The organism is Bradyrhizobium sp. Pha-3 (assembly GCF_042258325.1).
GTDB lineage: Bacteria > Pseudomonadota > Alphaproteobacteria > Rhizobiales > Xanthobacteraceae > Bradyrhizobium > Bradyrhizobium elkanii.
Window position 1 is genome coordinate 5,688,811 of record NZ_CP170151.1, and the last position, 12,302, is coordinate 5,701,112.

Sequence of the window (12,302 nt, forward strand, 5' to 3'; positions counted from 1 at the left end):
GCTTCACCGCTCCCGCTTGCGGGCGCTGCAAAATATCGAAAACAACCCCATGCAAAGGAGCCGACGGCCGCCGGCGTTCGACCGGGCAACTTGACACGTCGGGCAAATCAGAAATACATTTCCAATATTCCGAAATCAGCCCCCCCTCCGGCCGAACCATTGGCTGCGATTGCGCATTATTCGCAGCGCCCCAGCCTTGCCGATAACGAGGGCGTGGACTCACAAAGGTCCGCTTCTGACAGCGACGCAGTAATTGCCGTGCCGGATCGTCGTCGACTGCTTTTGACCCCGAACCGGACGATAGTGGTTTTGCAGTCCTGCCCTCAGCGAATGATCATCTGCAACGAATACGAGCTACGGACGCGATGGACTTCGAGCGGGCAGCAGCGCTCGCAACGGTATGGGTGGACATCGGGCACAGCAGAACGCTGACCGCGTTTTGAGCGCAACCACAAAGGGGCTGTGCCCGAATTTGCGCAGCTAGGGGACCTGTCGATGTCGGACACAGACGACGAAATGATGACGAGGTTGGAAGCGGTCACGGATGCCAATTCATTCCTAGCGTTTGTTCACGCTCTTGTTGCTGATCGGGAATCTGCGGTGCAGCGTGAAAAGGCGCAGCCGAGCACACCCTGGGGGCCCGATGCAGGGGGGTGGGAAAATACTCGGATCGAAACCTACTTGGAAGCTGCCGCCGCTTGGGCGGAAGACACTGATTTCGGAGCTAGCCAGGGGCTCAACGCAAGCAACCCTTGGCGCCTCTTCGCCCAGTTCCTAAGCGTCGGAAAGATCTACGAGTACGTGCTCGTCCGCAACTGGCCCATAGCTGACGGTCTGCATGACGGTCGCGAACGTCGGCTCTTCGAGGTGAACCGGAAGTCACCCGGTCCGGTCGCTATGGGCGGCTTTTGACCGAGAGCGGAAATCAAAGCTCGATCGCTGGTGAAAATCACCGAACGCAGCAGCACGCGCCGTGCCGGTTTGCACGCGGCCGCGCGTTGCGGTCGGGCAACACTTTCTGGAAAAGCGTGGCGCCAACTGCTTCCGCCCATTGCGCATTTTCATTTTGATCCGAATGATCAGTGCCGTCGCGTGCTGGGCGGTGCAACAGGGCTCGGATCGAGCCTTTGGAGGCTACGGGGTGATGAACCCGCGGCGAATTGCGACTCCGGAGTTGTGCGGGACGGTCATTCTCGCAGGTTGGCTCCTTGCCTGGCTTGCCGGCTCTGCCGGCATCGGGAACAGCGGCGCAGTGTCCATCGAGGACCTCGCACCATCTCTCGCCGCCAACGCCGAACTGGCTGATACGCGACAGGCCACGGCAGTCGACAACGTCACCAAAGTGAATGCTGAAGCAGCGATGGCTGCAGAACCCGTAACGGGGCCGGCCGACACGATGGCCACGCCGCAGGCAGGCGTCATGGTTAACGCTGTCGCCAACGCCGATGCGGCGATGGCGGTTGAATCGGTGACGGCGACGCCCCCTGATGCGACAGCGACCCCGAGCGAGCCGAAGTCAATCGTCGTGGCTGCGCTGCCCGATCCGTCGCAGACGCTGCCGGCCGAAACGTCGCCGGTGCAGGCGGCAACGGCGAACCCGCCTCCAGTGTCGAGCGACACCGAGGAGGCCGCGAAACCCCTGGATATTTTCGAGGAGTGCCTCGTCGTCGATGTCTGCATCGACCGGTACCTGTGGGCGCTCTACCAACGGACGCCGAAGCAAGACACGATTAGCGTACAAGAGCAGCGGAAAGTGACCGTCAAGAAGAAGCGCAAGACGGTGACTGTCACCAGGACGTTCACCAGGCGCGTCGATAACGATTTCACGTGGAAGGATCCGAAGGCGGCGGAGCGCATGGGCATGCCGATGATCGACTACGTGATTGGAGGGGTGGATCGGAGCTTCAAGCTCAAGCTGTTTCACGCGCTTTACGCGGCCGAGCAGGCCGGGTTGGCGCCCGGCATCACCAGCGCGTTCCGCGATGACTACCGTCAATCGATCGCGAGCGGCCTGAAGGCGGCATCCGACAAGTCATACCATGGAGGGAGCTTCCGTGGCGGCTATGGCCACGGGCTTGCCGTCGATGTCGTGAGCGTCAAAGGCGCGACGCGGGCGGAGCGTTGGGTCACCACCGAGGCCCTTTGGAAATGGATCGACGCGCGTGGACCGGATTTTGGAATCGGGCGACCGTATCTCGATCGAGATCCACCGCATGTCGCGCCGATAGACGGCAAGGAATACGCCGCTCACCGCGGCGGGACGAAAGCTCGGCACGCGGAAGCGGATCGCAAGAAGCGCGACCGGGGCGCTGTGCGGGTCGTGGCAAAACGATCAAAGACCGCAAAAGCGTCGAAGGGGAGAACGATCTGATCGGGTTCAGCTGCGCTTTCCAACACGACGCGGGCAACAATGCCTAGCAATCCCACCATCGTGCAAAAATACGGCGGCGTCTGTCTCGAAACACCGGCAAAAATCCGCGCGGCCGCGAGCAGTGTCGCCGATTTGCATGGCCGTGGTCATCGCGTCGTGGCGATCGTTTCAGCGATGGGCAAGACCACCGATGAACTCGTCAGGATGGCCTATCAGGTCAGCCCGCATCCCAATCGCCGCGAACTCGATATGCTATTGACCACCGGCGAGCGCATCAGCATGTCCTTGATGAGCATGGCGCTGTCCGATCTCGGCGTGCCGGCGATCAGCTTTACCGGCAGTCAGGCCGGTGTCATGACCGACGGGTCCCATTCCTCCGCACGCATTCTGGACGTGCGGCCCATTCGCGTGCGCGAAGAACTCGATCGTGGACGCATCGTGGTTTTGGCGGGCTTTCAGGGCGTGAACCCGCTGACCAAGGAAATCACGACGCTTGGCCGGGGTGGCAGCGATACCACCGCGGTCGCCATGGCTGCGGCGCTCAAGGCGGAGTGCTGCGAGATTATCAAGGAGGTCGACGGAGTTTGCTCGGCTGACCCGCGCATCGTCGCGGACGCAAAACCCTTGCGTCAGCTGGATTTCGCATCCCTATCCGAAATGTGCTTCTGGGGCGCCAAAGTCCTGCACTTTCGCAGCGTGGAGCTGGCCCACAGCCAAAACGTACCTTTGGTCCTGAGACAGTGGGGCGGCGCTCGACACAGCACGCAAGTGATGAAGGAGGTCGCAGACATGGAGAACGGAAAAGTCCTGGCCGTCAACTCGATGGCTCGCATTGAGCATGTGGAGATCGATTCGGCGGACCTCAATCAAGGCTTTGAGAAGTTCGCGCAGCATCTCCAGCAAAATGGCTTGCCTTGGCCGCAACTCCTCGCCTCGGCTTTCACCGCCGAAAAAACCCGCATCATGATGACTTGCGATTCTGAGACACTCGACGCGTTGCTGCGCACACTGGAACGGAGCAAAGACCTGCGCAAACAGCGCGAGACGCTGAGTTCGGTGAGCCTCACTTGCTTCGGCGGCATTTCCTCGGACCTGCCATACAAGGCGGTTCAGATTCTGCAACGTCACGGAATCATCGCCGACAAGTATGTTTTGTCATCGCATTCGGTAAGCTTCTTTGTTCCGGTGGAGAGCCGTGAGGCCGCGGTCATGGCTTTGCATTCGCTGATCTAGTTGAAATTTGGCAAGCGACGACGTCGCCCGTCGGCCCTTGGCCGACATTCATTCAGACCGGCTTCGCTATCGCCTGCTTGAGAACGAAGCGGACGCGGGTTTGTGAGTGCGTGCCCTATTTCGAATGTCACCAGCGTCCGCCGATCACGACGCCTTCGGATGCGATCTTGCGATCGCCCGTCAGACGCTCGCCGACCACATCGACATAGTCGAACGTCCCCCGCCTGACCGAGATCAGCGTGGCGTCGCCGACGCTACCCGGCTTGAGGCTGCCGAGCTCCGGCCGCCGCAGCGCCATCGCGGCATTGACGATGGACGCCGCGGTCACGTCCGGCAACGACATCCCCATGCAGAGGAATTTCGACATCGTCGTCACGTCGATGCAGAGCTGATGGATGTCGGAGAAGATGGTGTCGGGGTAGAAGCATCGCGCGCGCCGTCTTGCCGCGGCGATGGAGCGCAAGGAGCTCAATGTTCCCGGACGAAGAACTCACGCCGTACAGGAACATGGCTCGTGTATAGTCGGGAGTATTTCCACGCCGCTTCGGGCAAAACGCCCGATGACATTGCGAGACCGCCTGCACGCGCGAATGCTAGGGGTCTGTTACGAGGGAATGCATGCGCGGCGGCAGGCAGCCAAGCGCCGGCGCCTCCTCGACGGTCGTACCACGCCTGCCACAACCCGGTTGCGCGGATGACTCGCCATCATGACTGCCGACCGCGGAGCCGCGCGATGCGCAAGAGTTGGTACAGGCCGACAATCGGAGTTGCGATCATCAGCCTCGGTCTGCTAGCTGCGGCCGACCTGTTTGCCGAAGGCCGCAAATACGATCCCGGTGCCAGCGATACCGAGATCAGGATAGGACAGACGATGCCCTATAGCGGCCCGGTGTCGGTGTTCTCCGTCATCGGCAAGGTGCAGGCCGCCTACTTCCGGATGATCAACGAGCGGGGCGGCATCAACGGCCGCCGGGTCAACCTGATCTCCTACGACGATGCCGCGACGCCGGCGAAGACGGTCGAGCAGGTCCGCAAGCTCGTCGAAAGTGACGAAGTCCTGTTCATGTTCCAGTCGGTGGGCAACGCCCCCAACATCGCGATCCAGAAATATCTCAACGACCGCCACGTTCCCCAGCTCTTCGCGGGCGGGCGGTCGATGCGGTTCGAGGATCCCGTCAACTTTCCTTGGACCATGGGATTCGCGCCGAACCTGCGGACCGAGATCCGCGTCTATGCGCGCTTCATTCTCGACAATTACCCGAACGCCAGGATCGGCCTGCTCTACCAGAATGACGAGAGCGGAAAGGAATATCTCGCGGGGCTAAAGGACGCGCTTGGCGCGCGGGCGCCGGCCATGCTCGCGTCCGAAGCCCCCTATGACATGACGGACCCGACCATCGACTCGCAGGTGGTCCGGCTCAAGGCCGCGGCGGTCGACGTGCTGATCGACATGGCCGCGCCGAAATTCGCCGCGCAGGCCATCCGCAAGGCCGCTGAGCTCGGTTGGAAGCCGCTGCATTTGCTAGGTGTCGGCTCGTCCTCGATCGACGCGGTGCTGGTGCCGGCGGGAATCGAGCACGCCCGCGGGCTGATTTCGGCGAGTTCGTTCAAGGAAGCCAGCGACCCGACCTGGGCCGACGATGCCGGCATGAAACGATGGAGCGCCTTCATGGCCTCCTATTACCCGGAAGGCGACCGGAACAGCCTCTTCACGACCTACGGCTACAGCGCCGCCGAGCTGCTGGTGCGCGTGCTGCAACAATGCGGCGACGATCTCTCGCGCGACAACATCATGCGCCAGGCCACCGGCCTGAAGGATGTTAGATTGGATCTGCTGCTGCCCGGCCTCGCCATCAACACCAGCCGCGCGGACTATCGCGTGGTGAAGCAGTTCCGGATGATGCGCTTCACCGGTGAGCGATGGGAGCCCTTCGGGCCGGTCGTCGCCGACTAGAGCCCCGGCCCCGATTGAATCGGAACGGTTCAAACGCGTTCTCTTCACGCGAACCGGTACCCACTTCGGCGCTCAGGGTCGGATCATCGGATTGATCGACCGGCCTTCCCCACCCGCGATCCCCGAGGACATCCGAACACCCTATCAATGCCCGAGGCGCGCCTCCGTGCCGGCCAGCAGCCGCCGGATGTTGGCACGATGGCGCACGATCACGTAGATGCCGCCTGCGATCACCAGCAAGCGATAGGGCAACGGTTGCTCCAGGCCGCAGACGAGGACGATCGCGGTCAATGCCGCCAGCATCGAGCCGAGGGAGACAATCCGAGAGACAGCCACCACAGCGCCGAAGGCCGCCGCAGCGCCGAGGCCTACCGGCCAGGACATCGCCAGCAACACGCCGAGCCCGGTCGCAGCGGATTTGCCGCCGGTGAAATTCAGCCAGATCGAACGGCCGTGCCCCAACAACGCGGCAAGTCCGGCCAGGCCGACAGCCCACGACACGCACGTTTGCAGATCAAGCGCTGCCGGCGGCGTGACGGACGGCAAGGTGTACAACCAGGGATAAAACCAGCGGGCGAACAGGATGGCCGCCATGCCTTTCAGCACGTCGACGAGGAGCACCGCCAATGCGGGCCACTTCCCCAGGGTTCGCAACACGTTCGTTGCCCCGGTGGATTTGGAGCCATGCTGGCGGATATCGATGCCCCTCAGCAGCTTTCCCGCCAGATATCCCGTCGGCGTCGAACCGAGCAGATAGGCGATCGCCAACCCAGCCACGCTCGCGATCCAGAAGACCATCTCAGTCACCTCGATGCCCTTGGCGGCGCGTCCATCAATCCTAACGCGGATGCCACCAGCGTCCGCCGATCACGACGCCTTCGGATGCGATCTTGCGATCGCCCGTCAGATGCTCGCCGACCACATCGACATAATCGAACGCCCCTTCCCTGACCGAGATCAGCGTGGCATCGCCGACGCTGCCCGGCTTGAGGCTGCCGAGCTCCGGCCGCCGCAACGCCATCGCGGCATTGACGGTGGACGCCGCGATCACGTCCGGCAGCGGCATCCCCATGCAGAGGAATTTCGACATCGTCGTCACCTGGTCGAATGCCGGGCCGTCGATGCAGAGCTGATGGATGTCGGAGGAAATGGTGTCGGGGTAGAAGCCGTTGGCGAGCATCGCGCGCGCCGTCTTGAAGGCGAACGAGCCCTTGCCATGGCCGATATCGAACAGCACGCCGCGCTCGCGCGCCTCCAGCACGACCTTCTTCACCGTGCCCTGCGCGGTCGCGGGCGTGTTGGGGAACGGACGGAACGCATGGGTCAGCACGTCGCCCGGACGCAGGCGCGCAAGCACCTCCTCGTAGCTCGGCGGCGGATGGTCGATATGCGCCATCAGGGGCATGCCGACCTGCTCGGCAACCTCGAGCGCGATCTCGAGCGGCACCAGCCCCGAGGTGCCCGAGGCCGACGATCAGGTCGCGGTTCTCGTCGGCGACCCGCGCCGCGTCGATCGGATTCATCAGCCGCAGTTCCTCGCTCTCGCCGACCATCACGCGATCCGAGAAGCCGAAGATGCCGGCGTGCGAAACGTGCAGATAGGCGAGGATGCGGACCTGGCTCGGCTCGATCACATGCTTGCGGAAGCCGGCAAAGTTGCCCGGGCCGGCGCTGCCGGTGTCGACCGAGGTGGTGACGCCGGAGTTGCGGCAAAATTCCTCGGCGTCGATGCCGAGCGAGGTGCCGCCCCAATAGACATGCGTGTGCAGGTCGATGATCCCCGGTGAGACGATCAGCCCCGAGACGTCGCGGACCTCGGTGGCGGGATCGGCTTTCAACTCGCGGCCGAGCGCAGCAACCTTGCCTGAGGCAAAGCCGACATCGGTCACGGCATCGAGTTTTTGCGACGGGTCGATCACCCGTCCGCCGCGCAGGATCAGATCGAAAGGCATCGTGTTCTCCGGATTCGGTCCGGCACGATGGTCGACTTCGCCGGCGCCTGCAAGCCGCTCAACCGACACGGGCCTGTTGGGAAACCGGCGCGGTCGCTGTCGCGCGATCCGCGCCCTTGTCGGCAACCATGTCCGCTGCCTTGTCCGCTCCCTTGTCCGCTCCTTTGGCCGACGCGACGATGGCCGCAATGGCCGGATGATGCGCCGCCTCCGAGGCAGCAATGGTCTCGCGGGCCCAGCGGTACGAGGATTCGAAAATTTCCTGATGGCGGTCGAAATCGGTGACGTCGATGCCGTCGGGCGTCGGCGGACGCATCACCATGTCGAGCGGCGTGGTCGGCAGCGTATCGTAGCGCTGATGCGCAACGAGGCTTCGCCACAGCACGTTGACGGCGCTCGGTGCGGCCGGAAGCAATTTCTTGCGGAACGGCGTCAGCAGCGATGCAAACAGCTCAAACCGCCCCGGCAGCGCGGCATAGTCGACGTCGAACATCTCGGTTGCCGGGTCGCCGAAATGGACCACCAGATTCGGTCCACTCTTCATCTGGTGCATCTGCGCCAGCGGAACGTTGTCGACGAGGCATCCGTCGACCAGCATCGAGCCGTCCCTTGTGTAGAACGGCGGCAGCAGACCAGGGATGGCGCTCGACGCCCGCACCGCCTGCCAAAGCAGACCGGTGCGGATCAGTTCGAGGCTGTGCGTCGACAGATTGGTCGCGATCGCCGCGAACGGCCGCCAGCAGTCCTCGATCCGGCAATTGTGGCCGTACTGATCGGCGAGCGCGGCATCGAACGCCTTGTGGTCCAGCAAGGCATAGCGCGGCCAGGTCGGGCGGCGGAAGCTGCGGCTGGAGACGAAAATCTCATGCGTGCCGCGCTCGAGATGCTCGGCATCGTAGTTCTTGGCAAAGCCCGCCGCCATCGCCGAGCCGACGCTGGTGCCGACAAAGATGTCGAACGTCGCCCCGCGCTCGCGAAACGCCTTGTAGACGCCGACATGCGCGGTGCCGAGACTGCCGCCGCCGCCGGCGACAAATCCGACGGCGCGACCGCACAGGAAGCGAACCAGGCTGTCGATGTCGAGCTGGTCCTCGAGCGCGACATGATGGTGCATGAAGCAGGGCAGCCGCGCCAGCCACGCCGCGGTGCCGCTGACCTCGTGGCGCCTGATGTCATGAACCCGGACGAGGCGCCGCGTCGACGCCGGATGCACTCCGCAGGCGAAGCGTTCGATCTCCGTCAGATCGGGCGTCGGCGCATGGCCGCGGCAGGCGAACACGACAAGATCGGCCTGGCGGATGGTTTTCCGCGCCCACTCCGATGCGTCAGGACCACCGAAATAGGCCACCAGCGGCGCGTCGTACTCGATCCTGTTGAGCCAGTCGGCGACCTCGGATGCGTCGAGCGCGCGGCCGGGAAACATCGCCTGGACCCGCGCGAGGTCGACGATCTCGGCACCCGCAGCGGCAAGGCCTTCGCGCAACCTGTGCTCAAAGGCGGCAGGCACCGGTTCGCGTCCGCCCGAGATCAGCGCAACGGTGCGCGCCTTCGGTGACGCCCGGACCGGCAACAGGCGCGCGGTCTCGGTGGCAAACCGCCGCGCGAGCGCAGCCAGCAGCGCCTCGACGATCTCGGGCGTTTCCCGCGCCAGCGTCGTATAGGCGGCGCGCGTCAACACCAGCACGCTGGTGTCGCGGATCGCAATCACGTTGGCCGTGCGCGGGATATTGGCAAAGAAGCCGATCTCGCCGACCAGTTCGCCGGCGCGAAGCTCCGCGATCGGTTCGGGATGACTGGTCCGGTACACCGCGAGCGCGCCGTGCAGCACCAGAAACAGCGCGTCGGAGGCGCCGCCCTGCTCGACCAGCAGCTCGCCGCGCACGAGGTCGCGCCGGGTCATTGCGCCAAAGGCAATCAGCCGCTGCTCCGCGCTGAGGGTTCTGAACAGCGCGAAGTCCTCGGACACGTTTCCCCACGCAAACGTCGCGCTCGGCGGCACACGGTTCGAATGCATGATCCGATGTTAGCGCCGGGCCGTCGTCCCGGCGAGCGATATCAGGGCCCAATCGGCCGCACCCTGGCTACAAATCATTGGGAGCACTGCAGCAGGATTTGCAGCATCCGCGATCTGCTTCACCCGACCAGTTCCGGCCACGGCACGATGGTCGACTTCACCGTCTTCATCGCCATTGCGTCGGCGACCGCGCGGGCGACGCCGTCCTCGGTGAACGGATAGATCGTCTGCATGTCGAGCCAGGGATATTTGTTCCGCGTGCGGTAGAGCATGTCGACGCCGAGCGGCAGGTCGTTGCCGGTAAAGCCCCAGGAGCCGAGCACGTTGAGATCCTTGGTGCAGATGCGGTGCCACGAGGTGTCGATCGAGCCGGCATCGGTGAACTGCCCCATCTCGACATAGGTGCCGCCGTCGCGCAGCATCTCGATGCCCTCGGGGCCGGCGGTCGGATGGCCCGAGCAGTCCATGACGAGGTCGGCGCCGAAACCGCCGACGATGTCGCGCACCGCCTTGATGCGCTGCTCCGGCGTCTTGAGCTGCTCGATATCGACGGTCGCCTCGGCGCCGAACTTGCGCGCCAGCGCAAGGCGCGGCGTCTCCGGCGCGCCGACGCAGATCACGCGCCCTGCGCCCATTTCCTGCGCGGCGGCGACCGCGAGGATGCCGATCGGCCCCGAGCCCTGGATCACCACCCTGTCGCCCCAGCTGAAGCCGCCGGCGCGCGTGGCGCGGTTGAAGGCGCGGATGCAGGAGGTCAGAGGCTCGGAGAGCGCGCCGAGCCGCAGCGACATGTCGTCAGGCAATTTGTAGATCTTGGTGCCGGGCAGCATGTCGAGATCGACATAGACATATTCAGCCCAGCCGCCCCACATGTGCGGCGCCTTGTCGAAGCCGAGATAGCGGCCGTAATAGACCGGCGTCAGGCACTTGTTGGCGTTCTCGGGATAATGGATGCAGTAGTAGCAACGGCCGCAGGGCATCAAGGGCGGGATCATCACCTTCGATCCCACCTGCAGCGGCCTGTTCATGAAATCCTCGGTGAACTCCGCGCCGCATTCCACGATCACGCCGCCGAGCTCATGGCCGAGCGTGAACGGCCACGGCAACGGCTTCGGCCAATGTCCCTTCAGGATGTGCAGATCGGTTCCGCAAACGCCACAGGCGCCCACCTTGATCAAGGCCGCCTTTTTGCCGATTTCCGGCCATGGCACTGTCCGGATTACCGGCTTGGCTCCAGGTCCATCATGCGTGCAGACGCGGATCTGCTCCATCGGTTCGCTCTCCCTGTCCTTGTCGTTGGGCCGGGTTCGGCCGAGCCGACTTTAGGTCAGGACGATTGGGATGTCATGAAGGCCTGTCATGAAGGTCTTCATGACAGACCTTGGCGGAACGAGGCGCTTTTCGTCCTGGCGGAGTATTGTCCGCAAGGAGGCATCGATTGTGAAAGCAGCCGAGGGCGAATTGGCTGGTAGCATTGCGGGGAACGACACCATGAATCCTGGTATCGAAGGTATCGTCGGCATGTACGTCAAGTTGGGCGAACTGGACACGCTGCAACGGATGAAGGAGCATCGACAGGGTTTGCTCGACCAATGCGTCGATACCGCGAATTTCAGCTTCGATGTGACGAGATCGATCTACAGGAGCGACCTCGAGGTGATCGAGGCCGGCATCGAGAGTCTGTATGGCGAGATCACCGGTCATGTCGACGTGGTCAATGAGAAAAGGATTGCCGGCTGGGCCCTGTACAATCAGCACCCCGACAAGAGGGTTGCGATCGATATCTATTTCAACGGCAACCTCGTTGGCGAAGTCGTCGCCGATGAGTTCCGCAACGACCTTCTCAAACTCAACAAGGGCGATGGACACCATGCCTTCGTCTTCGTGCCGCCAAGCGGCTCCTATCAGCCGCCGCTGCAGATTGAGGTTCGCGCGGCGAAGCGAAAGGTGCTGAAAGCCGTGACTGTTGAACCACCAGCGGCGGCAGTCGAACCGGAAGCGGCTGTCGAACCGGAAATGGACGCCGAGGCCAAATAACCTCACCGCGTCGCTTTGATCCGCCGGGCGCCGCCGCCTGGCTGAAGCCGCCGCAGACGCCGATATGGGCTGCGACATGACGGACGTGGGCGGCCGATTGACAGCGACCATCGCTTCACCGCAACCTGCGATGCAACCTCAGGTGACGGAATGAAGCCGCAGCCCGGCTCGGAGCGAATCTTCGTGGACGCCAGCACCGATCCGCTGGACGGGCGCGTGCGATGGGCGCCGGCGAAGTCGCTGTGGCTTGGCAGCATGACCGCGGTCGCGATCGTCCTTGGGCCGCTGCTGTTCACGTGGAGCGCGTTCGCATTATTCATCGTCACCAGCGCGATCACGCTGTGCTTCGGGCATTCGGTCGGCATGCACCGCCGCCTGATCCATGCGAGCTTCGACTGCCCGCTTTGGCTCGAACGGCTCTGCGTCTATCTCGGCACGCTGGTCGGGATGGCCGGCCCCTACGGCATGGTGCGGCTGCACGATTTCCGCGACTGGGCGCAGCGCCAGACGGCATGCCACGACTACTCCTGCCACCGCGCCGGCTTCTGGCGCGATGCGTGGTGGCAACTGCACTGCACGCTGGTGCTGAAACACCCGCCCGAATTCCGGCTCGAGCGGCGGCTCGCCGATGACCGCTTCTATGCCTTCGTCGAGCGAACCTGGATGTGGCAGCAATTGCCCTGGGCGATCCTGTTCCTCCCGATCGGCTCGTGGAGCTGGCTGGTCTAGGGCACCTGCGTC

9 protein-coding genes and 2 pseudogenes are annotated in these 12,302 nt (G+C 63.7%); 6 read left to right on the plus strand and 5 right to left on the minus strand.

Annotation, left to right across the window (positions count from 1 at the left end; all coding sequences use genetic code 11):
• Positions 1-495: 495 nt before the first annotated feature.
• The 3 genes from ACE10X_RS26945 to ACE10X_RS26955 all read left to right on the plus strand — a co-directional run bounded on the left by ACE10X_RS26945 (position 496) and on the right by ACE10X_RS26955 (position 3,604).
• Positions 496-912 carry a hypothetical protein gene (locus ACE10X_RS26945; RefSeq protein ID WP_193375402.1) on the plus strand — a complete coding sequence of 139 codons (417 nt, stop codon included), beginning with the start codon at positions 496-498 and terminating at the stop codon, positions 910-912.
• A gap of 61 nt (positions 913-973) precedes the next feature.
• Positions 974-2,371, plus strand: coding sequence for a peptidase M15 (locus tag ACE10X_RS26950; RefSeq protein WP_193375403.1), 1,398 nt, complete (start codon positions 974-976; stop codon positions 2,369-2,371).
• Between the two features lie 39 nt (positions 2,372-2,410).
• Positions 2,411-3,604 carry an aspartate kinase gene (locus ACE10X_RS26955; protein ID WP_038383272.1) on the plus strand — a complete coding sequence of 398 codons (1,194 nt, stop codon included), beginning with the start codon at positions 2,411-2,413 and terminating at the stop codon, positions 3,602-3,604.
• A gap of 127 nt (positions 3,605-3,731) precedes the next feature.
• On the opposite strand, the pseudogene ACE10X_RS26960 reads toward ACE10X_RS26955, so the two are convergent.
• A pseudogene (locus tag ACE10X_RS26960) lies at positions 3,732-4,037 on the minus strand (amidohydrolase/deacetylase family metallohydrolase); the annotation flags it as partial.
• Positions 4,038-4,337: 300 nt separating this feature from the next.
• On the opposite strand from ACE10X_RS26960, the gene ACE10X_RS26965 reads away from it, so the two are divergent.
• Complete coding sequence (locus ACE10X_RS26965) at positions 4,338-5,558, plus strand: ABC transporter substrate-binding protein (protein WP_038383274.1); 1,221 nt, start codon at positions 4,338-4,340, stop codon at positions 5,556-5,558.
• A 144-nt stretch (positions 5,559-5,702) separates the two neighbouring features.
• Here the strand turns inward: ACE10X_RS26965 and plsY are convergent, their stop codons facing one another.
• The 4 genes and pseudogenes from plsY to ACE10X_RS26985 all read right to left on the minus strand — a co-directional run bounded on the left by plsY (position 5,703) and on the right by ACE10X_RS26985 (position 10,795).
• Positions 5,703-6,356, minus strand: coding sequence for a glycerol-3-phosphate 1-O-acyltransferase PlsY (gene plsY, locus ACE10X_RS26970; RefSeq protein ID WP_038383275.1), 654 nt, complete (start codon positions 6,354-6,356; stop codon positions 5,703-5,705).
• Between the two features lie 40 nt (positions 6,357-6,396).
• Positions 6,397-7,510, minus strand: a pseudogene (locus ACE10X_RS26975) (amidohydrolase/deacetylase family metallohydrolase).
• 58 nt (positions 7,511-7,568) lie between these two features.
• Complete coding sequence (locus ACE10X_RS26980) at positions 7,569-9,524, minus strand: patatin-like phospholipase family protein (RefSeq protein WP_304557785.1); 1,956 nt, start codon at positions 9,522-9,524, stop codon at positions 7,569-7,571.
• Between the two features lie 119 nt (positions 9,525-9,643).
• Positions 9,644-10,795 carry a zinc-binding dehydrogenase gene (locus tag ACE10X_RS26985; protein WP_375763068.1) on the minus strand — a complete coding sequence of 384 codons (1,152 nt, stop codon included), beginning with the start codon at positions 10,793-10,795 and terminating at the stop codon, positions 9,644-9,646.
• Between the two features lie 88 nt (positions 10,796-10,883).
• Between ACE10X_RS26985 and ACE10X_RS26990 the strand changes: the two genes are divergently transcribed.
• Both ACE10X_RS26990 and ACE10X_RS26995 read left to right on the plus strand, forming a co-directional pair.
• Entirely contained in the window at positions 10,884-11,561 is a 678-nt protein-coding gene (locus tag ACE10X_RS26990; protein WP_375763069.1) for a hypothetical protein, read from the plus strand.
• Between the two features lie 150 nt (positions 11,562-11,711).
• On the plus strand, positions 11,712-12,290 hold the full coding sequence (locus tag ACE10X_RS26995; protein ID WP_244435720.1) for a hypothetical protein: 579 nt from the start codon (positions 11,712-11,714) through the stop codon (positions 12,288-12,290).
• The last annotated feature ends 12 nt before the right edge of the window (positions 12,291-12,302 follow it).